General features: G+C 51.6%; 23 protein-coding genes. 14 read left to right on the top strand and 9 right to left on the bottom strand.

Annotated features, from left to right (window positions below; genetic code table 11):
- Positions 1-221: 221 nt before the first annotated feature.
- Complete coding sequence (moeB, locus tag BM191_RS00780; protein WP_092873829.1) at positions 222-977, bottom strand: molybdopterin-synthase adenylyltransferase MoeB; 756 nt, start codon at positions 975-977, stop codon at positions 222-224.
- Positions 978-2,213 carry a molybdopterin molybdotransferase MoeA gene (gene moeA / locus BM191_RS00785; protein ID WP_092873832.1) on the bottom strand — a complete coding sequence of 412 codons (1,236 nt, stop codon included), beginning with the start codon at positions 2,211-2,213 and terminating at the stop codon, positions 978-980. It abuts the gene before it with no gap.
- A gap of 446 nt (positions 2,214-2,659) precedes the next feature.
- Between moeA and BM191_RS00790 the strand changes: the two genes are divergently transcribed.
- From BM191_RS00790 to BM191_RS00815, 6 genes are all read left to right on the top strand, one after another.
- Positions 2,660-3,616, top strand: coding sequence for an isoaspartyl peptidase/L-asparaginase (locus BM191_RS00790; protein WP_092873836.1), 957 nt, complete (start codon positions 2,660-2,662; stop codon positions 3,614-3,616).
- Between the two features lie 26 nt (positions 3,617-3,642).
- Complete coding sequence (locus tag BM191_RS00795; protein ID WP_092875136.1) at positions 3,643-5,505, top strand: dipeptide ABC transporter ATP-binding protein; 1,863 nt, start codon at positions 3,643-3,645, stop codon at positions 5,503-5,505.
- 38 nt (positions 5,506-5,543) lie between these two features.
- Entirely contained in the window at positions 5,544-7,079 is a 1,536-nt protein-coding gene (gene gsiB, locus BM191_RS00800; protein WP_092873838.1) for a glutathione ABC transporter substrate-binding protein GsiB, read from the top strand.
- Between the two features lie 49 nt (positions 7,080-7,128).
- Positions 7,129-8,049, top strand: a complete 921-nt coding sequence (gsiC, locus tag BM191_RS00805; protein WP_092873842.1) for a glutathione ABC transporter permease GsiC — start codon at positions 7,129-7,131, stop codon at positions 8,047-8,049.
- Positions 8,050-8,058: 9 nt separating this feature from the next.
- Positions 8,059-8,964 carry a glutathione ABC transporter permease GsiD gene (gene gsiD, locus BM191_RS00810; RefSeq protein ID WP_092873845.1) on the top strand — a complete coding sequence of 302 codons (906 nt, stop codon included), beginning with the start codon at positions 8,059-8,061 and terminating at the stop codon, positions 8,962-8,964.
- A gap of 76 nt (positions 8,965-9,040) precedes the next feature.
- Complete coding sequence (locus BM191_RS00815) at positions 9,041-9,490, top strand: DUF4385 domain-containing protein (protein ID WP_092875138.1); 450 nt, start codon at positions 9,041-9,043, stop codon at positions 9,488-9,490.
- Between the two features lie 31 nt (positions 9,491-9,521).
- Here BM191_RS00815 and rimO read toward each other — a convergent pair whose 3' ends face one another.
- Complete coding sequence (gene rimO, locus BM191_RS00820) at positions 9,522-10,829, bottom strand: 30S ribosomal protein S12 methylthiotransferase RimO (RefSeq protein WP_407927835.1); 1,308 nt, start codon at positions 10,827-10,829, stop codon at positions 9,522-9,524.
- 668 nt (positions 10,830-11,497) lie between these two features.
- Between rimO and BM191_RS00825 the strand changes: the two genes are divergently transcribed.
- Complete coding sequence (locus tag BM191_RS00825) at positions 11,498-12,706, top strand: serine hydrolase (RefSeq protein WP_092873848.1); 1,209 nt, start codon at positions 11,498-11,500, stop codon at positions 12,704-12,706.
- A gap of 50 nt (positions 12,707-12,756) precedes the next feature.
- Here BM191_RS00825 and ybjG read toward each other — a convergent pair whose 3' ends face one another.
- Together ybjG and BM191_RS00835 are read right to left on the bottom strand one after the other, a co-directional pair.
- Complete coding sequence (ybjG, locus tag BM191_RS00830; RefSeq protein WP_092873851.1) at positions 12,757-13,362, bottom strand: undecaprenyl-diphosphate phosphatase; 606 nt, start codon at positions 13,360-13,362, stop codon at positions 12,757-12,759.
- Between the two features lie 416 nt (positions 13,363-13,778).
- Positions 13,779-15,467 (bottom strand): aspartate:alanine antiporter, encoded by a 1,689-nt coding sequence (locus BM191_RS00835; protein WP_092873854.1) that lies wholly within the window; start codon positions 15,465-15,467, stop codon positions 13,779-13,781.
- 266 nt (positions 15,468-15,733) lie between these two features.
- Between BM191_RS00835 and ybjM the strand changes: the two genes are divergently transcribed.
- Positions 15,734-16,108, top strand: a complete 375-nt coding sequence (gene ybjM / locus BM191_RS00840; protein WP_177203266.1) for an inner membrane protein YbjM — start codon at positions 15,734-15,736, stop codon at positions 16,106-16,108.
- Positions 16,109-16,143: 35 nt separating this feature from the next.
- Here ybjM and BM191_RS00845 read toward each other — a convergent pair whose 3' ends face one another.
- Entirely contained in the window at positions 16,144-16,407 is a 264-nt protein-coding gene (locus BM191_RS00845; RefSeq protein ID WP_092873860.1) for a GrxA family glutaredoxin, read from the bottom strand.
- Between the two features lie 188 nt (positions 16,408-16,595).
- Here BM191_RS00845 and BM191_RS00850 point away from each other — a divergent pair, with 188 nt between their 5' ends.
- The 6 genes from BM191_RS00850 to rlmC all read left to right on the top strand — a co-directional run bounded on the left by BM191_RS00850 (position 16,596) and on the right by rlmC (position 20,874).
- Entirely contained in the window at positions 16,596-16,829 is a 234-nt protein-coding gene (locus BM191_RS00850; protein WP_092873863.1) for a DUF1418 family protein, read from the top strand.
- A 25-nt stretch (positions 16,830-16,854) separates the two neighbouring features.
- A complete protein-coding gene (nfsA, locus tag BM191_RS00855; RefSeq protein ID WP_092873866.1) occupies positions 16,855-17,577 on the top strand; it encodes an oxygen-insensitive NADPH nitroreductase in 723 nt (240 codons plus the stop codon).
- A 20-nt stretch (positions 17,578-17,597) separates the two neighbouring features.
- A complete protein-coding gene (rimK, locus tag BM191_RS00860; protein WP_092875142.1) occupies positions 17,598-18,500 on the top strand; it encodes a 30S ribosomal protein S6--L-glutamate ligase in 903 nt (300 codons plus the stop codon).
- Between the two features lie 170 nt (positions 18,501-18,670).
- The gene (locus tag BM191_RS17475; RefSeq protein ID WP_177203267.1) at positions 18,671-18,820 is read left to right on the top strand and encodes a hypothetical protein; all 150 of its coding nucleotides are present in this window, start codon (positions 18,671-18,673) and stop codon (positions 18,818-18,820) included.
- A 394-nt stretch (positions 18,821-19,214) separates the two neighbouring features.
- The gene (locus BM191_RS00865; protein ID WP_092873869.1) at positions 19,215-19,694 is read left to right on the top strand and encodes a YbjO family protein; all 480 of its coding nucleotides are present in this window, start codon (positions 19,215-19,217) and stop codon (positions 19,692-19,694) included.
- Between the two features lie 52 nt (positions 19,695-19,746).
- Positions 19,747-20,874, top strand: coding sequence for a 23S rRNA (uracil(747)-C(5))-methyltransferase RlmC (gene rlmC / locus BM191_RS00870; RefSeq protein ID WP_092873872.1), 1,128 nt, complete (start codon positions 19,747-19,749; stop codon positions 20,872-20,874).
- A 289-nt stretch (positions 20,875-21,163) separates the two neighbouring features.
- On the opposite strand, the gene artM is transcribed toward rlmC, so the two are convergent.
- Genes artM through artJ form a run of 3 tightly spaced genes read right to left on the bottom strand, consistent with a single transcriptional unit; the run spans position 21,164 to position 23,284 of the window.
- The gene (gene artM, locus BM191_RS00875) at positions 21,164-21,832 is read right to left on the bottom strand and encodes an arginine ABC transporter permease ArtM (protein ID WP_092873875.1); all 669 of its coding nucleotides are present in this window, start codon (positions 21,830-21,832) and stop codon (positions 21,164-21,166) included.
- Entirely contained in the window at positions 21,832-22,548 is a 717-nt protein-coding gene (gene artQ / locus BM191_RS00880) for an arginine ABC transporter permease ArtQ (RefSeq protein WP_092873878.1), read from the bottom strand. Before artQ ends, artM begins: the two co-directional genes overlap by 1 nt.
- A gap of 4 nt (positions 22,549-22,552) precedes the next feature.
- Positions 22,553-23,284 (bottom strand): arginine ABC transporter substrate-binding protein, encoded by a 732-nt coding sequence (gene artJ, locus BM191_RS00885; protein ID WP_092873881.1) that lies wholly within the window; start codon positions 23,282-23,284, stop codon positions 22,553-22,555.
- Between the last annotated feature and the right edge of the window lie 5 nt (positions 23,285-23,289).

Here is a 23,289-nt window from a genome sequence, read left to right on the forward strand (position 1 = left end):
TGCCACCCGTTTTTTTACAAAACTATTGATCGATTATTTTCTCTGGCAACGGGCCTTTCATAATCCTGTCAGGGGACCATCAGGTTTTCATCATTCCGCAGGGAGTATATGGGATCCTGTCCTTTCACATGACGTCCAGCACCAGCGATTGCAGAACGCGGTTCAGCGCCGTTAGCCGATCGGAGGCGCGGTTAGGTTATGGGATTTTACGGACTTAGGCCTCAGGATTGTCCACAGATCTCGCATTGAGGATCTTTTTTTAACCTCAACTGGCGAAACTGCAGTGTCATTGCATCATAAAGTAACAGCTTACCAGCGACCTGCTCGCCGTAATTGCTTAGCAGACGGATAGCTTCCATTGCCTGCAGCGCGCCAATTATGCCGACCAGCGGTGCCATCACGCCAGTTTCAGCGCAGCTTAATAGCTGCTCACCAAACAGGCGGCTCATACAGCGATAGCACGGTTCCTCTTGCTGCCAGTTGTAAACGCTAATCTGTCCTTCCATCCGGATGGCCGCGCCGGATATCAACGGCAGGCGTTGGGCATAGCATAGCCGGTTCAACTGCTCGCGTGTGCCGAGATTATCGCTGCAATCAAGCACCAATTGCTGATGCTGCAACAGCTCAGCCATCTGGTCATCATCCAGCCGGGCGTCGATAGCGCTCAGCGTGACCAGAGGATTGAGCGCAGCCAGTCGCTGACGGGCTGAATTAACCTTTGCTTCCCCAATTGTTGCTTCGCTGTGCAGTACCTGTCGTTGCAGGTTAGACAGCGAAACGCGATCAAAATCGAGCAGCGTCAGGTGACCGATGCCGGCACTCGCCAGATACTGAGCGGCGGCACAGCCGAGGCCGCCTAACCCAACCACCAGCACTTGGCTTGCTTTTAACGCTTCCTGTCCGTTGAAATCGAAGCCGCGCAGCATGATTTGACGGTTATAGCGCAGCAACTCTTCATTGCTCAGTGCCTGCGACATTCATCCCTCCAGCAATCTGTTAAACGGCTCGACTTCAACCCATTCTCCCGGCTGAACATGGCTCCGCTGACATTCAAGAACAATAAAGCAGTTAGCCTGACTGAAAGAACTGAAAATATGCGAGCCCTGGGCGCCCGTACTCCGCACCTCCAGCTCGCCCTGCTCATTGCGTGTAAGAATGCCACGCTGAAAATCGAGACGACCAGCGGATTTCTTAAGCGGGCTGAGGGTGCGGACACGCAGGCGCTGTGGCAGCGCAGCGCCTTGCTGACCGCTGAGTTTTGCCAGCAGCGGCTGTACCAGCTGATAGAAGGTGACGGCGGCGGAAACCGGGTTGCCAGGCAATCCACAAAACCAACTGTGCTGCAGGCGACCAAAGGCGAAAGGCTTACCGGGCTTAATCGCTAACTTCCAGAAGGTAATTTCGCCCAGCTCTTCCAGCATGGCTTTGGTGTAATCGGCTTCCCCCACCGAAACGCCACCGGTACTGATGACCACATCAGCTTCACTGTCAGCCCGCAGAAAGGCATTGCGCAGTGCGTCCGGGTCGTCGCGGATAATGCCAAGATCGATAACCGCGCAGCCGAGCTTGTTCAGCATCAGGCTAACGGTCAGACGGTTGGTATCGTAAATCTGTCCCTCAGCCAGCGGCTGGCCGGGAAGGCACAGCTCGTCACCGGTAGAAAACAGTGCCACTTTCAGCGGGCGTAATACCTCGACGTCAGAAATGCCAAGCGAGGCCAGCAGCGGCAGCTCGGCAGCACCAAGTTTTACGCCTGAGTTCAGTACTCTGTCGCCCAAGCGTATATCCTCTCCTGGCAGGCGGATATGCTGTCCGCTTTTCACCGGCGCGGTGAAGCGAACCGCATTGCCCTGGGGCTGTACCTCCTCCTGCATTACCACTGCATCAGCTCCGGAGGGCAGTGGCGCACCGGTCATGATACGGATGCAGCTGCCTGGCGGCCATTCACCATGCCAGGGGTTACCGGCGAAGGCTTTACCGGCAATGTATAGCGTGTCGTTCGCGGCGAGGTCGGCGATACGCACCGCGTAACCATCCATAGCGGCATTGGCGAAAGGGGGGACGTTTACCGGGGAAATCACCGGGATGGCGGTAATCAGCCCGGCGGCGGCGCCTAATGCAACGCGCTGTCGTTGCGTGATCGGTGTCAGGCGCGCCAGCATGGTATTGAGCGCCTCGTCGAGCGAAATAAGCCCCGCAGTAAAACTTTCCATTTTTTCTCCAGATCTATCCACAAGATGTTGCCGTAACAGTATATCGACCTATTATCACCTGAATCCTGCCGCTGATTGAAGCAGAACAAACGTTTTACGCTTCCCGGGTATAACGCTGATTAAAAACAGGGCGATTTTCTGAAAATGATGGGCTTTGCGGCCAGCTACGTTCACGTCGCATGACGCGGTGTTTGCCGGTCGCTTCAGGCTGAGTGATACACCAGCACGGGTTCTGTTGCTCATACGCACATGATCGGCGCTAACTATTAGCTATAATTTAAAACCAATTGTTATTATCAGCGGCCAAACTTTATCCTTTACATCGTTTCGTCGCCTACTTATAGTCGAAAATCACACGAATACGAATGAAAGTAATCTAACCCAGTGTTTTAAAAACGATTTAGCGTCTGCCTGGGCTGGCTTTTATCAAACGGGACCATCGGAAAATGTGTAACGCAGTCATTGCTATTCACGGTGGCGCGGGAGCGATCGCCCAGGCAAGCCTAAGTGTGCAAAAAGAAAAGCAATATTTTGCCGCGCTGCGCAAGATAGTCAGTGCCGGGCAACGCCTGCTTGCCGGAGGGGGAAGTGCGCTGGATGCCGTCACCCAGGCGGTGCGCTTGTTAGAAGAGTGTCCACTCTTCAATGCCGGGAAAGGCGCAGTTTTTACCCATGCGGGCGACCATGAACTGGACGCCAGCATCATGGATGGTTTTTCGCTGCAAGCTGGCGCTGTAGCTGGCGTTAAGCATATTCGTAATCCGATACTGGCGGCACGCGCCATCCTTGAACATTCGCCACACGTTATGTTAACCGGCGATGGGGCTGAAGACTTTGCGGAACAGCAAAGATTAGAGCGGGTTGAAAATGAGTTCTTCTCCACCCCTGAGCGTTTTGCACAGCTTAAACTGGCACGACAACGCGGCGAGATGCTGCTGGATCATGGCGGTGCAGCGGCAGGTGGCGTGCAGTTTATGCCGCCAGACCAAAAATTTGGCACCGTGGGGGCCGTTGCTCTGGACCAGCTCGGCAATCTGGCTGCGGCAACGTCAACCGGCGGTATAACTAATAAGCACGCAGGACGAGTGGGTGATTCACCGATCATCGGTGCGGGTTGCTATGCAAATAATGCCAGCGTAGCGGTTTCCTGTACCGGTAGCGGTGAGGTATTTATGCGAACCCTGGCGGCTTATGACATCGCTGCGTTGGTTACTTACAGCAACCTTTCATTGCAGGAAGCCTGTCAGAAGGTGGTGATGGAAAAAATTCCGCAGCTGGGTGGCAGTGGCGGTCTGGTAGCAGTGGATCGGTTGGGTAACGTGGCGCTGCCGTTCAACAGTGAGGGGATGTACCGTGGCTACGGTTATATCGGCGATGCGCCTGACGTCGGTATTTATCGCTGATCGATGTAATGCAAGGAGACGGCATGATGGAAAATCCCCCGGCGCTGATGGCGAGCGATCAGGTTCTGGTGGTACGTAATCTTAACGTCAGTTTTCAGCGCGAAGGCGAACATATTCAGGCGGTAAAAAATATATCGCTCTCCGTACGGCGCGGAGAGACGCTGGCAATTGTCGGCGAGTCTGGTTCAGGTAAGTCCGTGACCTCGCTGGCTCTGATGCGCCTGGTCGAGCAGGGTGGGGGCGTCATTGACGGTGGTGAGATGTGGCTGCGGCGGCGTGACGGCAGCATAGTGGATCTGGCCAGCGCCCCTCAGCGGGCACTGCGTACTGTGCGTGGTGCGGATATGGCGATGATTTTTCAGGAGCCAATGACCTCGCTTAATCCGGTCTTTCCGGTCGGAGAGCAGATCGCAGAATCGATTCGTTTGCACCAGCGCAAGGGGCACCACGAGGCGCGTCAGGAGGTGCTGCGATTGTTGGAGCGGGTCCGAATTCCCGATGTCCACAGCGTACTAAATCGTTATCCCCATCAGCTTTCCGGTGGGATGCGCCAGCGGGTGATGATTGCTATGGCGCTCTCCTGTCGTCCCGCCCTGCTGATTGCCGATGAGCCGACGACCGCGCTGGATGTGACCATTCAGGCGCAAATTTTGTCGTTGATCCGCTTGCTACAAAAAGAGATGAATATGGGGGTGATTTTTATTACCCATGATATGGGCGTGGTTGCTGAAATGGCAGATCGGGTTCAGGTGATGTACCGTGGCGAAACGGTGGAAAGTGGCGAGGTTGAACAGATTTTTAACGCGCCGCATCAGAGCTATACCCGCGCACTGCTGGCGGCGGTACCCCGGTTGGGCGCTATGCGTGGCAGGCCATTCCCATTGAAATTTCCGTTACTCGACGGGTCGCAATCCACACAAACAGAACAGGATACTGTCGATCTGCAGGCAGCGCCGGTGTTGCAGGTTCGCGACCTGATCACCCGTTTCGATCTACGTAGTGGGTTACTGAATCGCGTCACTCGCCGGGTGCATGCGGTTGAAAAGGTCAGTTTTGATTTAATGCCGGGTGAAACCCTGGCGCTGGTCGGGGAGTCGGGCTGCGGAAAATCGACCACCGGACGGTCGTTGTTAAGGCTGGTCGAAAATCAGGGGGGCAGCATTACTTTTAACGGTCAGCGAATTGATAATCTGAGAGGTCCGGCCCTGGCGCACCTGCGGCGCGATATTCAGTTTATTTTTCAGGATCCCTACGCCTCGCTCGACCCACGTCTGACCGTGGGTTTTTCGATCATGGAGCCACTGCTGGTGCATGGCATTGCCGGTGGGGCAGAGGCTGAAGCGCGGGTTGCCAGCCTGTTGGAACGCGTAGGTTTACAGCCAGAGCACGCCCGGCGTTATCCGCACGAGTTTTCCGGTGGTCAGCGTCAGCGCATCTGTATTGCCCGTGCGCTGGCATCTAATCCTAAGGTCGTTATTGCCGATGAAGCAGTGTCGGCGCTGGATGTCTCGATTCAGGCTCAGATTGTCAATCTGATGCTGGATCTGCAGCGGGAATGTGGCATTGCTTTTTTATTTATTTCGCACGACATGGCCGTGGTAGAGCGCATCAGCCATCGGGTGGCCGTGATGTATCTGGGACAAATCGTTGAAATTGGCCCGCGTCAGGCGGTGTTTGAACACCCTCAGCATCCTTACACTCGCAAGCTGATGTTGGCGGTGCCGGTGGCCGATCCGCAAGCGCAGCATCGGGAAAGACCGCTGTTGGTGGAGAAAATTTCAAGCGCCGTTCATCCGCTCGGTGAAGAGCCTGAAAGCGCACAACTGATGGAGGTGTCACCGGGCCATTTTGTCGCCCGCTACGACTCTGACTCACAGTTGGCAAAATAATTGACGAAAAAGACCGGGACCACAGGAGAATAAACATAATGATTAAAGCATCACATAACTGGTTGTTGACGGCCGGGTTACTGAGTAGTGTTGCAGCAGTACCCGCCTGGGCGGCGAAGGATATCACCGTTGCGGTGGGATCAAACTTCACTACCCTGGACCCCTATGACGCAAACGATACTCTGTCACAGGCTGTTGCGAAATCGTTCTACGAAGGCTTGTTTGGCTTCGATAAGAACATGAAGCTGAAAAACGTACTGGCGGAAAGCTACCAGGTCAGCCCCGATGGACTGACCTACACGATTAAACTGCGTCCCGGTGTGAAGTTTCAGGACGGTAGCGACTTCAATGCTGAGGCGGTCAAAGTGAACCTCGATCGCGCCAGCAATCCTGAGAATCATCTTAAGCGTTACAATCTGTTCGACGCGGTGGCAAAAACGGAGGCGCTGGACGCTCATACCGTGAAGATTACGCTCAGCCAGCCATTCTCAGCCTTCATCAATACCCTCGCCAGTCCGGCTGCTGCAATGATTTCACCGACAGCACTGAAAAAATATGGTAAGGATATTGGTTTCCACCCGGTCGGTACCGGACCTTATCAGTTTGATGCCTGGAATCAGACCGATTTCGTGAAGGTGAAAAAATTCAGTGACTACTGGCACAAAGGCTATCCTAAGCTGGATAGCATTACCTGGCGGCCGGTAGTCGATAATAATACCCGTGCTGCAATGTTGCAGACCGGTGAAGCGACCTTCGCTTTCCCTATTCCTTACGAACAGGCCGTGCTGCTTGAGAAAAGCAATAAGGTCGATCTGGTTGCCACGCCGTCTATCATGCAGCGCTATATCAGCCTGAACGTGACCAGGAAGCCGTTTGATAATCCTAAGGTGCGTGAGGCGCTTGAATATGCCATTAATCGTCAGGCGCTGGTGAAAGTGGCATTTGCTGGCTATGCCTCCCCTGCAACCGGTATTGTGCCGCCAGCAATTCAGTTTTCCCGCAGTTATCCTGCGATTCAGTACAACCCTGCCAGAGCGCGTGAACTGTTAAAAGAAGCGGGTTTTCCTGACGGTTTTACGACCACGCTGTGGTCATCACATAATCACAGTACGGCACAAAAAGTATTGCAATTCACCCAACAACAGTTGGCTCAGGTAGGTATTAAAGTGCAAGTACGGGCAATGGATGCGGGCCTGCGCTCAGCAGAGGTTGAAGGCAAGGGGCAAAAAGAAAGCGATGTCCGCATGTTTTATACCGGCTGGTCGGCTTCTACTGGTGAAGCAAACTGGGCGTTGACACCGTTGTTTGCCACCACCTCCTGGCCACCGGCAATTTTTAACACGGCATTTTACAGTAATAAGCAGGTAGATCAGGATCTCGAAGACGCATTAAAGACAACCGACAACGAGAAAAAAGCCGCGCTGTATAAAGATGCGCAGGATCGCATCTGGAATGATCATCCGTGGATCCCGCTGGTTGTTGAGAAGCTGGTTTCGGCAAAAAGTAAAAATCTGAGCGGATTTTACGTAATGCCAGATACCGCTTTCAGTTTTGACGAGGCCGATCTGAAATAAGGTTGAGAAGCGCCGCCGGACGGAGCGGCGGCGCTTCACAGGAAGAAGCATGTTCAATTATTTTATAAAACGTCTTGCCGGGCTGATCCCCACGCTGTTAATTGTGGCGGTGCTGGTGTTTCTGTTTGTGCATTTGCTGCCGGGAGACCCTGCGCGTCTGATTGCTGGGCCAGAGGCGGACGCCACGGTAGTGGCGATGGTGCGCCAGCAGTTAGGGCTGGACCAGCCGCTGATTACACAGTTCTGGCATTTTATCACTGGAGCGTTTCGCGGGGATTTTGGCTATTCAATGGTATCGAAACGACCGGTCTCCACTGAAATCGGCCTGCGTTTTCTACCCACGCTTTGGCTGACGCTTTCCAGTATGGTCTGGTCGGTCATTTTTGGCATGGCGATCGGTATCATCTCCGCTGTATGGCGCAATCGCTGGCCGGATCGATTAGGTATGACGCTGGCGGTTTCCGGGCTTTCTTTTCCGGCTTTTGCGCTTGGGATGTTGCTGATGCAGATATTTTCCGTGCAGTTAGGTTGGTTGCCAACCGTCGGTGCCGACAGCTGGCAACACTATATCCTGCCTTCGATTACATTGGGTGCTGCGGTGGCGGCGGTCATGGCCCGTTTTACCCGCGCCTCTTTTGTCGAGGTGATGCAAGAAGATTATATGCGCACCGCGCGGGCTAAAGGGGTACGCGAGAGTTTGGTGGTGCTGAAGCATGGACTGCGTAACGCCCTGATCCCGGTGGTAACCATGATGGGCCTCCAGTTTGGTTTTCTACTGGGCGGCTCGATTGTGGTCGAAGTGGTATTTAACTGGCCGGGCCTCGGAAGGCTTTTGGTTGATTCGGTTGAGATGCGCGATTATCCGGTAATCCAGGCTGAGATCTTGCTGTTTTCGTTGGAATTTATTCTGATTAACGTGATCGTTGATATGCTCTATGCCGCGATAAATCCGGCGATCCGCTATAAATAAGGATGCGTAATGAGAAATTGGCGACGTCACGCGGTGCTGTCCGCAATGCCTGTGATAAAACCAACGCGCGTTCGCACACCCCTGCGTGAATTCTGGCGGCGTTTTCGCCACCAACCCGTTGCCATTGCCGCAGGATTATTTGTGTTGATGCTGGTTATCCTGGCGGTATTTGCGCCTTTGCTGGCACCTTTTAACGCCGAGAATTATTTTGATTATGACCGGTTAAATCAAGGCCCTTCGGCGCTGCACTGGTTTGGGGTAGACGCCCTCGGGCGCGATATATTCAGCCGGGTACTGGTCGGCACGCGTATTTCGCTAATTGCCGGATTTTTTTCTGTGGCAATTGGCGCGGCGATCGGTGCTTTTCTCGGATTACTGGCCGGTTATTTCGAGGGCTGGTGGGATCGCATCATCATGCGAAGCTGCGACGTGTTGTTTGCTTTTCCTGGGATATTGCTGGCTATTGCGGTCGTGGCCGTGATGGGTAGCGGCATGTCGAATGTGATCATCGCGGTGGCTATTTTTAGCGTCCCGGCATTCGCCCGGCTGGTGCGTGGTAATACGCTGGTGCTTAAACATCTGACCTATATCGAGTCGGCGCGCAGTATTGGCGCCTCGGATGTGACCATCATCTGGCGTCATATTCTGCCGGGAGTTGTCCCGTCGATCGTTGTCTATTTTACTATGCGTATTGGCACCTCAATTATTTCCGCCGCCAGTCTCTCATTTTTGGGACTGGGCGCACAGCCACCGACGCCTGAGTGGGGAACGATGCTCAATGAGGCGCGAGCTGATATGGTACTGGCTCCTCATGTGGCTATCTTCCCGGGCCTGGCGATCTTTCTTACGGTGCTGGCGTTTAACCTGCTGGGTGATGGTCTGCGTGATGCGCTGGACCCAAAACTCAAAAGCTAAAGTTTCTATGCAATGACAGAGGGCATTGGACGGACGCACAAAGTTTCTGCCCAACGCGATAATGAATAGTATGACGATCAAACCTTTTAATTATCAGCAGGATTTTAAGCGTCTCGATTTTCGCCGCTATCCTGAGCGCTATCAGGTTGGCCGTGGAGAGCAGGGCGTGCTGATGGTTGAACCCTACAAAAGCGAAATTTTGCCGCACTGGCGTTTTCGGACACCGCGACTGGCCCGGCAGTCAGCAGACAAAATTATGCAGCTCTTTGAAGACTATCGTCAGGCTGAGGATTTTGTTGGTATGGACATGGCGCGTAAGTTTATTCAGATGGGCTACACGCGTGCGCGGCGTTATGCCAACCATAAAGGCGGTCGAAAGTATGACGCCCAACGGCGAGTGCTGGCAGGTAAGATCGATAAGGAAAAGGCCCGGTCGGCGGCAATATTTAAGCAAAGCTGGGACAAGTTGCGTGCTGATGAAGACTATCTGAGACGTAAAAAAGCGCATCAGCAAAAATATGGCTGATGCGCTTTTTTACCTGGATACATGTGGAACGTTAAATCCGACTACCCCACAGGTCGTATTCGTCAGCATGTTCAACACGCACGCGTACCACCTCGCCGACTTTCAGCCCACACTCGCCGTTCAGATAAACCGCGCCGTCAATTTCCGGGGCATCCGACATGCTGCGACCAATGGCACCTTCTTCGTCAGTTTCATCAATGAGTACCAGAATTTCGCGTCCCACTTTCTCTTGTAAACGTTCAGCGGAAATCTGCTGCTGCAACTGCATAAAGCGATCGTAGCGTTGTTGTTTAACCTCTTCGGCTATCTGATCGGGAAGCTGATTGGCTCCGGCACCTTCCACCGGGCTGTACTTAAAGCAGCCCACCCGATCCAGGCGTGCCTGCTTGAGAAAGTCGAGTAGCATCTGGAAATCTTCTTCGGTTTCTCCCGGAAAGCCGACAATAAAAGTAGAGCGGAGTGTCAGATCCGGACAGATTTCACGCCAGCGTCTGATGCGCTCCAGGGTGCGCTCTACCGCCCCCGGACGCTTCATCAGTTTAAGAATACGCGGGCTGGCGTGCTGTAGTGGAATATCGAGATAGGGCAGGATCTTACCTTCTGCCATCAGTGGAATGACATCATCCACATGAGGATAAGGGTAAACATAATGAAGGCGCACCCAAATGCCGAGTTGAGCCAGTTGTTCGCACAGACTGACCATGCTGGTTTTTACCGGCGCACCGTTCCAGAAACCGGTGCGATGCTTAACGTCCACTCCGTAAGCCGAGGTGTCCTGAGAAATGACCAGCAGCTCTTTTACGCCGGAATCTACCAAGCGCTTGGCTTCGTCGAGTACGTTGCCAATGGGCCGACTGTCGAGATCACCGCGCATAGAAGGAATGATGCAGAAGGTGCAGCGATGATTACAGCCTTCCGAAATTTTCAGGTAGGCATAATGTTTTGGCGTCAGCTTGACGCCCTGCTCAGGAACCAGGCTGAGAAACGGATTGTGCCTCGGTTTGGGAACATAACGGTGAACGTGCGAAAGCACCTGTTCGTAACTATGAGGGCCGGTGATTTCCAGTACCTTAGGGTGCACTTCGCGGATCTGACTCTCTTTGGCGCCGAGACAGCCGGTTACGATCACCTTACCATTTTCGTTCAGCGCTTCGCCTATGGCTTCCAGAGATTCCTGAACCGCACTATCGATAAAGCCACAGGTGTTAACGATGACCAGATCGGCATCGTCGTATCGTGGTACGACCTGATAACCTTCAGTGCGCAGTTCCGTGAGGATGCGTTCAGAATCGACCAGATTCTTAGGGCAGCCCAATGATAAAAAGCCAATCTTAGACATGTCTTTATACTGTACATTGCTCAGAAAACGCGGAGTATACAACACGCTTAAACTATATTCACATTTCTGCTTGCTGCCCTCCCGGTATCTTTGGGGAAAAGGTGATGCGGAGTAGTAATTTGTTCTCCTGGCGGTCAGCAGCCCGGTTTATCGCGGGTCCACTTCGTCCGGGAGTCTGCGCATTTTTCTGCCGTTAGTGACGTTACAAGCATCAACGGTGGCAACGCTTTAGCCATTCAGCGGCGACAACGTTAGCGCCATATAGTCTTCGATTGGCTGAGAGCCGACATAACACTGCGTCATCAGGTCGCTCTTTTTTCAGAATATCGCCAGGGGCGTACCCCTGTGAAACCAGCCAGGGCAGCCATAATCCTGAGCTCATCTTCACAGATCAACGTTTCATCGAGTCAGAAAAGCACTACTTCGATGGTTGCTGCTTTGTGATCAGGGTAACGGTGATGACTAAAGTAGACGTTTTTCTGATGAGCGTGATCTCTGTCTGTGAAATTCTGACGGCTTTGAACGTAAAGAGCGAAAAATATCGAATAAACTCTAATTAACTTTACGATCTGACCATTCAATTACGCTGTAAGACGCGCTAGGGTAAAGCACTCCCATTGCCTGAAGTCGATAATCACTTCTTTTTCAGATGGATACAGGGTTTCTCCATGAAAAAAGTGTCTTTTCCCGTCAGAATCACTGCGCTGGCGACCTCCGCCTCGCTAATATTCTTTGCCTCATTCGCTTCATATGCAGCAAATATTGTAGCAAATGTACCAACGCCCCCTCAGATTGATGCCAGAGCCTGGATTCTGATGGATTACCATAGCGGTAAAATTCTTGCTGAGTCGAATGCTGATGAGCGTCTTGACCCTGCCAGCCTGACAAAAATGATGGCCAGCTATGTTATCGGGCAGGCTATCAAATCAGGCCGTATCACACCGCAAGATATGGTTACCATCGGTAAGGATGCCTGGGCAACGGGTAATCCCATCCTGCAAGGATCGTCATTGATGTTCCTCAAGCCTGGCGATACGGTCTCGGTGTCCGATCTGAATAAAGGTATCGTGATTCAATCCGGCAACGATGCCAGTATCGCGCTGGCGGATTATATCGCTGGCAGCCAGGATGCCTTTGTTGGCCTGATGAATCGCTACGTGCAGCAGCTTGGTCTCAAAAACACCCACTTTACCACTGTTCATGGCCTTGACTCTAAAGGGCAGTACAGTACGGCGCGTGATATGGCGCTAATTGGTCAGGCACTGATTCGCGACGTTCCTGCTGAATATGCCCTGAATAAGGAAAAGTCGTTCACCTTTGATAATATCCGTCAGATGAATCGAAACCGTCTGCTGTGGAGCAGCAATCTGCACGTTGACGGTATTAAAACAGGTTATACCAGCGGCGCTGGCTATAACCTTGTGGCATCAGCAACCAACGGTAATCAGCGGCTGATCTCCGTTGTGTTGGGGGCGAAAACCGATGCAATCCGATTCCGCGAAAGTGAACAGTTGCTGAACTGGGGTTTTCATTTTTTTGAAACCGTCACGCCAATAAAAGCAGGCCAGGCCTTCAATGTTCAGCGCGTCTGGTATGGCGACCATCGCAATGTTAACCTGGGGGTTGCCCAGGACGCGGCGATTACTATTCCCAGGGGGCAGCTGAAGAACCTCAAAGCCAGTCTGGTGTTTAATCAGCCTCAATTACTGGCGCCGCTGAAGAAAAACCAGGTCGTTGGCACGATTGATTTCAAATTAAACGGTAAAACGATTGAAACGCGCCCTTTGGTTGTTATGGACACGGTAAAAGAGGGCGGATTTTTCAGTCGGATTTGGGATTTTATTATGTTGAAAGTCAGTACATTATTCGGGAAATAGTTTCGCTAATTGCCCGACGGGAAGCATACGCGCTTCCCGAAGCCAGCATTCTAGTCTCTGACCCATCCTTTGCGGATAGGAATGGCGAATATCACTTTGTATAACAATCCGCAGTACTTTAGAAGTGTGTTGCCGTATAGCCTCCAGGCGAGTTGTGAGAATAAACAGCCCAGACAACCGACCATAAATCCTCCCAGCATGTCCATCGGCCAGTGGACGCCAAGATAGATACGCGACCAGGCGATCAACATGCCGATCACCATCAATACCATACCGGACCAGAGGCGATGCCAGAAGAGAAACGCCAGTGCGCAGGTAAAAATAGCGGTGCCATGATTGCTTGGATAGGAGTTGTCTGCAATGTGAGGTAGCATCTGATAGCCGATGCCGATCGCAAAAGGACGAGGATGCGGAAACAACATGCTGAGACACCATGCAATCGCCATTGCATAAACTAAAGCAATACCTGTTTTCAGTACCAACACCCGTTGGGCGCTCAGTTGATTCTGCGGTCCCCATAGCCAGAGAGCGATGATAAGCCCCGGTACAACAGCGATGAGCGCGCGGGCAGCGAAGATGGCCAGTACGACCAGCCAGTGTGGTGAATTCGGTGTCGCGTTAATCCATAAAAACAGCGCACGGTTTAATGATTCCATAGCTTTGCCTTCTTCTGCCTCTTCGATATATCGTGCTAAATAGTGCGTAATTGACACAGCCAGATACGTTAAGCTGGGGAACGATAATAACAGTGAAATAATACAGGAACCAGGCACTTCCGGGTAAAGGGAATCATGCCTCGTAGACATAGTGGTTTGACCTTGGTTAAGGTTGGGTGAACCCTAAAGAAACTTTAAGAAGATGTAAACCAGCAGACGCTCAATACGTTGCGGAGTGTAAGGAGATGCCAGTAAAGGCTTACTTAAACGGTAGAGGATGGCAAGACTGAGCGGAAAGAAAAAAACCCGCTAATAAAACATTAACGGGCTCCTCAATTTGGGATTTCAAAGAAAAGCAGTGGCACTTATTAAGACTGCGACCCAGACTGAAAGTTCTGCGATTTCGTAAAAAATATTTATCTATGCAACAACGGCCAGATCACCACAATCAACGTCCCTGCCAGCGTCAGTAGAACGTTAGCGATAGCATAGGTTCCTGCATAGCCCAGCGCCGGTATATTGCTGCCGGAGGCGTCGTTAATGATATCCATTGCTGGTGCGCAAGTCCGGGCCCCCATGATGGCACCGAATAGCAGTGCCCGGTTCATTTTCAGCACGTAGGCGCCGAACAAAAAACAGAGCACTACCGGTACCAGGCTCACTGCAATGCCCGCAAGCAGCATCATCAGACCGCTACCGCCGAGTCCATTTGACAATCCACTGCCCGCGCTAAGGCCAACGCCGGCCATGAACACCATCAGGCCAAACTCTTTAACCATATTCAGTGCACCCTGCGGTATGTAGCCGAAGGTTGGATGATTGGCACGCAAAAAGCCAAGCATTATTCCTGAAAACAGCAGCCCGGCGGCATTGCCCAAACCAAAATTAAAATTACTGAACTGGAAAGTGACCATGCCTATCATCAGGCCAAGGACGAAAAAGGCACAAAACGCCAGCAGGTCCGTCATCTGACTATGAATGGAAATAAAGCCAATGCGGTCGGCAAGAGATTTTACCCGGCGCGCTTCGCCACTGACCTGTAACACATCGCCTTTATTCAGAATGATACTCTCATCAATAGGCATCGCTATCTGACTGCGAATAACGCGGTTAAGGAAGCAGCCATGATCAGTCAGCCGCAGATGGCTCAGGCGTTTGTTCACTGCACTGTGGTTTTTCACCACAATCTCTTCAGTAACAATACGCATATCCAGCAAATCGCGTTCAAATACCTCTTTACCATCGCGAAAACTGTGGTTAAGACGGGCATGTGCTTCCGGGTATCCTACCAGCGATATTTCATCATCCTGTTGCAAAATGGCGTCACCATCAGGGCTGGCAAGAATGCCGTTACGTCGAATGCGCTCAATGTAACATCCCGTCTGACGATAAATTCCCAACTCGCGCAGATTCTTACCGTCGGCCCAGGCAACCAGCTCCGGCCCAACCCGATAGGCGCGTATCACAGGCAGCCATACTTTACGCTGACTGTCACTGTCCAGCCCGCGCTCACGGGCGATTTGCTGGGCACTGGTGAAGAGATCATGATGTTGCAGGCGAGGTAGATAGCGGGCAGCAATAATCAGGCTGACCAGGCCGATAAGATAGGTGAGGGCATAGCCGAGGCTGAGATCGTCCTGTGCATGGGCGAGCATGTCAGCGTTGTTAATTGTCTGACGGAGCGTATCGCCTGCACCGACCAGCACAGGTGTTGACGTCATCGATCCAGCCAGCATCCCGGCCGTCAGGCCAATATTCCATTTAAACAGGTAGCCCAGTCCGAGGGCGATTGCCGTTGCGCTGACTACCATTACCACTGCCAGTATCAGATAATTTTTCCCATCACGGAAAAAAATGGAAAAAAAGTTAGGCCCGGCTTCAACCCCCACGCAGAAAATGAATAACATAAAGCCAAGATTAAGTGCGTCCGTATCGATGTCGAAATGATGTTGTCCCAGTACCAGGGAAACAACGAGAACGCCAATTGCATTACCAAGTTGAATCGAGCCCAGGCGAACTTTCCCTAGACACAAGCCGAGAGCCAAAACGACGAATAGCAGTAATATGTAATTTCCGCTTAACAATTCTGAGATGTTTATATTCACGATTTAACTTCTTGTTTACCAGTAACCTGTTGTAATTATTGGCTTTCCAGGCTACATTTGGTCTGCATTCACGAAAGAAAATGCATTAGAATTTTCACCAAGGAAAAGCCGCTCAGGATGTCGTCAAATTATCGGTCATTTTAGTCAGTTCTAATAATTTCAGCCAGTAAACATTTTGTGTCTGAGCAGCATATTAAGCATTTATTTTTTTGAGATTAATTATGTTTTATTTCCGGATTGAAGATGATACTGGTTGGAGCAAAATAATGTTTAGAAGTGTGTCTTGGTCAGGTGTTGTCGCCTGCACTATTTTTTATACTATGATATTTGTCACCGTGCGCCATCAGATCCTGATGGCACATTCAGTCGTTCATCAGGCCCAGCCGGTAATGTTGTTATTTTTGTTACCTGGCGCCGTTTCTGCATTGACCAGTAAGCAGGCACCCTTGAGCGTGGCTGTTGCCGGTTCTTTGCTGGCGACGCCATTCTGTTTGACTATGATGATAAAGGGCATGATGTTTTTTCACAGTTTCTGGCAAGAGTGCGCGTTTTCTATTAGTGCAATTTTCTGGTGTGGACTGGGGGCATTGAGCGTTACGTTAGGAAGAGCGCTACTGGAAATGAGACAAGGCAAGCAATAAATCAGCCCACCTATTATTTGGCAGGCTGAATCGAATTACTGGTATAAGCCCAGATTCTCTTTTGCATAGGCGGCAAACTCGGTATAGCCGCCGACGTGATTTTGATCAAGAAAGATTTGTGGCACGGTTTCAACCGGCTTGCCGACGGTTTTCTCCAGATCGGCCTTAGTAATACCCTCCGCGTGGATATCAACGTAGCGAAAATCAAAATCATCCCGCTCTTGCGTTAGCTTCTCTGCCAGCTCTTTGGCACGGACACAGTAAGGACAGCCGGGACGACCAAAAATCACAGCAAACATCGCTTGCTCCTTATGATGGCTTTAAATATGTGATTAAAATCACATTGGGCAAATTTGTCCGCTATGATGCCCGCTTCGTTAAGAGATTAAAAGCAGGATCTGCCTGTCGGATTGATAAATGCTGGCTATAGCGTCGACACGAGGCTAAGCTGCACTACATCCTATAAACTGTCGGCAGGAGTTACACAATGCGCCCTTTTAGTCGCGTACCACGGCCCGTACTGTGGCTCGAAATGGTTGGCATTTTGCTGCTGCTGGCGGCTTTTTTGGTGTTACACCGTCTTTTCCCTCTTCCCTCCAGCTTCAATGAGCCGTCACTGGCCAGAGGATTGGTGCTGACAAGCGTAATACTGATGCTGCCGGCTGCGATGACTATTGTCTGGCGTACCCTGCGGAGCTGGCTGCCAGGGAGCAGGAGCTGACCCGAAAGTAATAAGGAGTTTTTACATGACACCAACCATCGCGCTACAGCGCGCCCACCGTTCGATTCGCTCATTCACAGGTCAGCCGATAGCCGCTGAACAGAGCGAGGCTATCCTCGCTGCCGCACAGTCTGCTTCCAGCTCCAGTTTTCTCCAGTGCTCATCCATAATCCGTATTACCGATCCGGCGCTGCGTGAGCAGTTGGTGATGCTCAGTGGTGGGCAGCGTTATGTTGCCAGTGCGGCGGAGTTTTGGGTGTTCTGTGGTGATTTTAATCGCAACCAGCAAATTTGCCCGCAGGCGCAGCTGGGACTGGCAGAGCAGCTTCTGTTAGCCTGCGTTGATACGGCACTCATGGGGCAGAATGCCTTGCTAGCGGCTGAGTCACTGGAACTTGGTGGTTGTTTTATCGGCGGTATCCGCAACCATATTGCTGAGGTAACTGAGCTACTGGCCTGCCCTAAGTTTGTACTGCCTCTGTTTGGCCTTTGCCTCGGCTGGCCAGAATATCAGCCTGATCTTAAGCCACGAATGCCAGCGCAAATGATGATGCATGAAAATCGTTATCAACCCATCGATCCGACGGTGCTGGCCGACTATGATGAACAGCAGCGTGATTATTACGCCAACCGTGACAGCAACCAACGTGTTAATAGCTGGAGTGAACATATTCAGCGTACGATCGTTGAAGAGAATCGAGCTTTTATGCTGGATTATCTCCATCAGCAAGGATGGGCCACTCGTTAACCACGCCGGTGGAGGTCAGGGTGAAAATAGCTATTCTTTCATGTGACGAAGCGCTCTATTCCTGCCGACGCCTGCTGGAAACTGCCAGTGAGCGTGGCCATCAGGCGGAGGTTATTGATCCTCTCAGCTGCTATATGAATATTAATCCAGCCTCACCGTGCGTCCATTATCATGGGCGTCAGCTCCCTTATTTCGATGCGGTGATCCCACGCATCGGCGCGGCTATCACTTTTTATGGTATGGCAGTGTTGCGCCAGTTTGAAATGTGCGGCAGCTATCCGTTTAATGAGTCACTGGCTATTACCAGGGCGCGTGACAAATTGCGTTCTATGCAGCTGATGGCCAGGCAGGGTATTGATTTGCCAGTAACCGGCTTTGCGCATTCGCCGGACGATACGCAGGATTTAATTGAGATGGTCGGTGGTGCTCCGCTGGTGGTGAAACTAGTTGAGGGTACACAGGGGATTGGCGTCGTGCTAGCAGAAACGCGTCAGGCGGCGGAAAGTGTTATTGATGCTTTTCGTGGTCTGAAGGCCCATATTCTGGTTCAGGAGTTTATTAAAGAGGCACACGGCCGGGATATTCGCTGTTTTGTCATCGGCGATGAGGTCGTGGCAGCCATTGAGCGGGAAGCAAAAGAGGGGGATTTTCGCTCAAACCTACACCGTGGTGGGCAAGCCCGGGCGGTAGTGATTACACCGCAGGAGAGAGCGGTCGCCGTTAAGGCAGCCAATACTTTAGGTCTTGACGTCGCCGGGGTTGATATTCTACGGGCGAAACGGGGGCCATTGGTGATGGAAGTGAACGCTTCGCCGGGACTTGAAGGCATCGAAAGCACGACAGGGCTGAATATTGCCGGAATGATCATCAGCTGGCTGGAAGAACAGGCGCGACCTGGTTTCAGTCTGAAAACGGGGGGCTGATGTCCGGTAGCCTGCTATGTGTCTTCTGAAGGTGCCGGACTCCGGCATGGTGCGACGCTGGCGGGCTTAGCAAAAGAGTATCTGATTTGAATGTGATGCCTGCCAGGCATTGTATTTGCCGCATTTAAAAAATGTTGATGACATATTCAAATAAAAAAAAGCACTGACCGATGACGTCACTCTCTTTTCGGCGCTTTGCTGAAGCGAAGCCTGACGTACTTATCCCTTGGTGGGGATTAGTGGCAAATCAACACAGCGCGCTGACTATCTTAATTAGGGTCGTTGCTATCACACCTGTCTTTGCTCAGGAGTGGCAGTAACCTTGACGGGACCGCTTTTTTGGCGCAGTCCGTTTTAACTCTTTGCCGGCGGTGATACGCCTTTACCCTGCTACACGCTCGTATAAACCGATTTTATTTCTGGAATGCCGCTGTTTAGAGTGGTTGAGATGGGTGTCTGTTTCGTCGGTTGGGGGATTGCCCGGTGTTTTGGCTCACAATGAAAAACAGCGTCAACATACGATTCAATCCCCAGGGGGGGAACATTAAACAGGTTGGAGGGCACGTTGCACGGTCTGTTTACTTCGTTATTTATCGTGATACGAATAATGGAACTATTGATGGATTACGCTAATAATTAGGTGGTGTGAATGCGGTTAGTTAAGGTATTAAACATGTCTGATCGTCACCACGATAGCAGTAGAGGTAAAGGTCCATGTCAGATACCTTTCGGGAAGTGCAAGTGACGATCAGGCAGGCAGGCAGGGCTCCCGTCACGGTTTTAATCGCTGGAATTACCATTATTGCTATCCGATTGTTAGATTTACTGCTGTCAGGCATTGAACTCGGCGTGGATGAGCTACTTAATTTTGTCCATCGTAGCGCCCAGGCCTGGGATTCGACCCTAATTTTTATTTTCAGCCAGCTGCTGTTCTTTTTTGAGTTACGCTGTGCTGCAGCCATTATTAAAGGTAAAAACTGGGGACGCTGGGGGTATATTTTTAGTCAGATTGTCACGTTGTGCTATTTATTCGTTGCTTCAATGGGCTGGGTGTATCCGGAAATTTTCAGCATTAGCGGAGAGAATGACGGACAGATTTTGCATCGGCTTATTGTGCAAAAGTTTCCTGACCTACTGATTATCATGCTGCTGTTTCTGCCCAGTACCAGCCGGCAATTTTTTCGGAAAGCTTGATCTTGTGATGATACAATCCCCCTCCGCTTGATGAATGACAACAGGTTTTACCATGCATTGCGCGCTGTACGACACCGGACGCTGTCGCTCCTGCCAGTGGCTTAAGACGCCTTATCCGGCGCAGCTTAGCCATAAACAATCCTATCTTGAAACACTGATGACACCTTTCGATGTTGCCGAATGGCGCCAACCGCAGCCCTCAGATCAACAGGGGTTTCGTAACAAGGCAAAGATGGTGGTCAGCGGAAGCGTTGAGCGACCTCTGCTTGGGATCATGCATGGTGATGGACGCACTGTCGATCTGTGCGAATGCCCGCTTTATCCTGCCAGCTTCGCGCCGGTTTTCGCCAGCCTGAAGCCATTCATTGCCCGCGCCGGGTTGACGCCCTATAACGTCGCTCGCCGTCGCGGTGAACTGAAATATATTTTGCTGACGGAGAGTCGGGACAGCGGAGCAATGATGCTGCGGTTCGTGCTACGTTCGACGCTCAAGCTTGCTCAGTTAAGGTCAGCTCTTCCCTGGCTACGTGAGCAGCTGCCGCATATTAACGTGATCAGCGTGAATATTCAGCCGGTACATATGGCGATCCTTGAAGGCGAAGAGGAAATTTTTCTCAGCGATGAACAGGTGTTGGCTGAAAGACTTAACCAGGTGCCGTTATGGATGAGACCCGGCAGTTTTTTTCAAACCAACCCGTCGGTGGCTGCCACTCTTTATGCCAGTGCCCGCGACTGGCTGGCCGATCTTCCGATACACACCATGTGGGATCTGTTCTGTGGCGTCGGCGGTTTCGGACTGCACTGTGCAACGCCTGAGATGTCGCTGACTGGCATTGAAATAAACGCCAAAGCGATCAGCTGTGCACGCCGCTCAGCGCACGAATTAGGGCTGGATAAAGTCAGGTTTACTGCACTGGACTCCGCCGCTTTTGCTACCGGAAAAGAGCAGGCGCCGGATTTGGTACTGGTCAATCCGCCGCGCCGGGGCATTGGTGCAGAGCTGTGTCGGTGGCTGGATAATCATGCACCGCGCTGGATCCTTTATTCCAGCTGTCAGGCTGAAAGCCTGGCGAAGGACTTATCGCGGCTGGAGCGCTATAAAATCAGTCGTGTACAGTTGTTTGATATGTTTCCGCACAGCAGCCATTTTGAGGTACTGGTGCTGCTAACGCTTTCTTAAGGTAATGAGTCTGGCCGGTGCTTTTTAAGCTGTGATTTAGCCAGCGTGCAGTTTTCCTCCCGTTTCGTCAGTGCAGCGTCATGAGTTTAAGCAGCAAATCGAAGCGGTAACTTTCAACAGAGCACCCCGCTTTTATAGGAATGGCTTTAATATTCGGGTGATGCATCTCTGCATAGAGGCGTTGGGTCAAATCGGTCGTCAGGGCGGTGAGGGGCCGACAGGAATGCCGCCCGGACGGTTATTTAGCATAAACCGGCGTAGTCGTCGACAAAACGGCTACGCCAGGGGCTCAATTTCGTTGCTCAAATGCCAGCGCGCGGCGCTCAATCAGCCGCATTAAGAGCGTCAACAGGCCGTTGACCCAGAGGTAAATGATACCAGCGGCGGCAAATACCGTAACGTCATAAGTGCGGCCAAACAACATCTGTCCATGGCCCATAACGTCCATCAGAGTGATCGTGTAGGCCAGCGATGTGCTTTTAAACACCAGCACTACCTCGTTAGAATAAGAAGATAGCGCACGCTTAAAGGCATAAGGCAGTAAAATGTGTAATGTGTCACTGCGACTCATACCCAGTGCCGCACAGGACTGCCATTGGCCGGAGGGAATGGCGCGGATCGCGCCAAAAAAAAGCTGAGTCGTGTAGGCGGCGCTGTTGAGCGACAGCGCCAGCATTGCACATAGCCAGGGCTGGGAAAGCAAATTCCAGAGCCAGGGGATATGCTGGATAGACGGAAACTGCCCGGGACCATAGTAAATAAGGAAAATCTGTACCAGCAACGGCGTACCGGTAAAAAGTGTAATATAGGCCCGCACCGCAGGGTTGAACCCGGGCGTTTTCAACGTCAGAATTATGGTAAAAAGCAGCGCCAGTAGAAGAGCCGCAATCAACGAAGCGATGGTCAGCGTCAGACTGGTTTGCAGGCCTTTCAGCAGCTCAGGAAAATAGCTCAGCATCAGTGGCTCCCCCGTTCGAAACGCGTCGCTCTGGCATCAACATATTTCAGAACCTGCTGGCTGATCAGCGTGATAATCAGATAAATGGCCGCCGCCACCAGATAGCCATTAAAAGGCTGCAGGGTATAGGTAATAATGCTTTTGGTTTGCAACATAATATCGTTGACGCTGATCAGGGACACCAGCGCGGTATCTTTCAGCAATACTAACCATTGGTTTCCCAGACCCGGCAGGGCGTGGCGCCACATTTGGGGCATGATAACCCGGAAGAAAATAGCGCTTTTGCGCATACCCAGCGCGTTACCGGATTCCCACTGGCCCTGAGGAACGGCTTTTAACGCACCGCGCAGCGTCTGCGACGCATAAGCTGAGTAGAGCAGGGAAAGCGCAATCACGCCGCAGAGAAAAGGGCTGACGTTAAAATTCTCAATATTGACTTTTACCGGCAGAGTGAACAGACCAAAATTAATACTGAAGCCGTCAGACAGCGAGATTAATAATTGTGATGCGCCGAAATAAATAGACAGAACCACCAATATTTCAGGTAGCCCACGAATTAGCGTAACGATGCCGGTCACTAACCAGGCGAGCGACTTAACAGGCGATGATTCACAGCTGGCGAACAGCATCGCCAGCACCAACCCAATTAGCAGGGCACAAACAGATAAGCTGACGGTTGTCCCGGCTGCGCTGGCAAGAGGTATGAACTCATTCATTCAATTAATGCTGGAACCATTTGTTGTAGATAGTTTTGTAAGTACCGTCTGCCTTAATTTTTTCCAGTGCGGTATTAAACTCATTGCGCAGGTCGGTATTACCTTTACGTACCGCAATCGCTAAACCTGAACCAAAGTAATTTTTATCGGTGACTTTTTCACCTACTGGTGCCAGGCCTGGATTCTCCTTCAGCCACTCGTTAACGACCGCCGTATCACCGAATACCGCGTTGATGCGACCGCTTTTCAGATCGAGCATCGCATTCTGATAACTATCGTAAGGAACCGTTATAATCTCCGGATGCTTATCGATGAGATACTTCTGGTGGGTTGTGCCATTCTGCACGCCGACGCGCAGCCCTTTTAGCGCGGCTATGCTGGCAACTTTACCTTTTTGCGCGATGAACAGCGCCGAATTGTCATAATAAGGTTGGGTGAATGATACCTGCTTCTCGCGGTCGGGCGTGATGTCCATCCCGGCCATTACGGCATCGAAGCGGCGGAATTTAAGACTGGGGATCAGGCTATCAAAGGACTGGTTAGTAAAAGTGCAGGTGGCATCCATCTCTTTACACATCGCCATTGCCAGATCGACATCGAAACCGCGAATTTTGTTAGCGGAGTCAACGAACTCAAACGGAGGATAGGAGGCCTCGGTAGCAAAGCGTATTGTCTGAGCGGCGCTGGCGCTAAGGCTCAATCCAATCAGTACGGTGGCAACAATAATTTTTTTCATTGGTG

It is taken from the genome of Izhakiella capsodis, from assembly GCF_900115045.1.
Taxonomy (GTDB): domain Bacteria; phylum Pseudomonadota; class Gammaproteobacteria; order Enterobacterales; family Enterobacteriaceae; genus Izhakiella; species Izhakiella capsodis.

Excerpts from the sequence above, each read along its gene's own strand:
- moeB (WP_092873829.1), bottom strand. The coding sequence starts at position 977 with ATGTCGCAGGCACTGAGCAATGAAGAGTTGCTGCGCTATAACCGTCAA.
- moeA (WP_092873832.1), bottom strand. The coding sequence starts at position 2,213 with ATGGAAAGTTTTACTGCGGGGCTTATTTCGCTCGACGAGGCGCTCAAT.
- BM191_RS00790 (WP_092873836.1), top strand. The coding sequence starts at position 2,660 with ATGTGTAACGCAGTCATTGCTATTCACGGTGGCGCGGGAGCGATCGCC.
- BM191_RS00795 (WP_092875136.1), top strand. The coding sequence starts at position 3,643 with ATGGAAAATCCCCCGGCGCTGATGGCGAGCGATCAGGTTCTGGTGGTA.
- gsiB (WP_092873838.1), top strand. The coding sequence starts at position 5,544 with ATGATTAAAGCATCACATAACTGGTTGTTGACGGCCGGGTTACTGAGT.
- gsiC (WP_092873842.1), top strand. The coding sequence starts at position 7,129 with ATGTTCAATTATTTTATAAAACGTCTTGCCGGGCTGATCCCCACGCTG.
- gsiD (WP_092873845.1), top strand. The coding sequence starts at position 8,059 with ATGAGAAATTGGCGACGTCACGCGGTGCTGTCCGCAATGCCTGTGATA.
- rimO (WP_407927835.1), bottom strand. The coding sequence starts at position 10,829 with ATGTCTAAGATTGGCTTTTTATCATTGGGCTGCCCTAAGAATCTGGTC.
- BM191_RS00825 (WP_092873848.1), top strand. The coding sequence starts at position 11,498 with ATGAAAAAAGTGTCTTTTCCCGTCAGAATCACTGCGCTGGCGACCTCC.
- ybjG (WP_092873851.1), bottom strand. The coding sequence starts at position 13,362 with ATGGAATCATTAAACCGTGCGCTGTTTTTATGGATTAACGCGACACCG.
- ybjM (WP_177203266.1), top strand. The coding sequence starts at position 15,734 with ATGTTTAGAAGTGTGTCTTGGTCAGGTGTTGTCGCCTGCACTATTTTT.
- BM191_RS00845 (WP_092873860.1), bottom strand. The coding sequence starts at position 16,407 with ATGTTTGCTGTGATTTTTGGTCGTCCCGGCTGTCCTTACTGTGTCCGT.
- BM191_RS00850 (WP_092873863.1), top strand. The coding sequence starts at position 16,596 with ATGCGCCCTTTTAGTCGCGTACCACGGCCCGTACTGTGGCTCGAAATG.
- nfsA (WP_092873866.1), top strand. The coding sequence starts at position 16,855 with ATGACACCAACCATCGCGCTACAGCGCGCCCACCGTTCGATTCGCTCA.
- BM191_RS17475 (WP_177203267.1), top strand. The coding sequence starts at position 18,671 with ATGACGTCACTCTCTTTTCGGCGCTTTGCTGAAGCGAAGCCTGACGTA.
- BM191_RS00865 (WP_092873869.1), top strand. The coding sequence starts at position 19,215 with ATGTCAGATACCTTTCGGGAAGTGCAAGTGACGATCAGGCAGGCAGGC.
- rlmC (WP_092873872.1), top strand. The coding sequence starts at position 19,747 with ATGCATTGCGCGCTGTACGACACCGGACGCTGTCGCTCCTGCCAGTGG.
- artM (WP_092873875.1), bottom strand. The coding sequence starts at position 21,832 with ATGCTGAGCTATTTTCCTGAGCTGCTGAAAGGCCTGCAAACCAGTCTG.
- artQ (WP_092873878.1), bottom strand. The coding sequence starts at position 22,548 with ATGAATGAGTTCATACCTCTTGCCAGCGCAGCCGGGACAACCGTCAGC.
- artJ (WP_092873881.1), bottom strand. The coding sequence starts at position 23,284 with ATGAAAAAAATTATTGTTGCCACCGTACTGATTGGATTGAGCCTTAGC.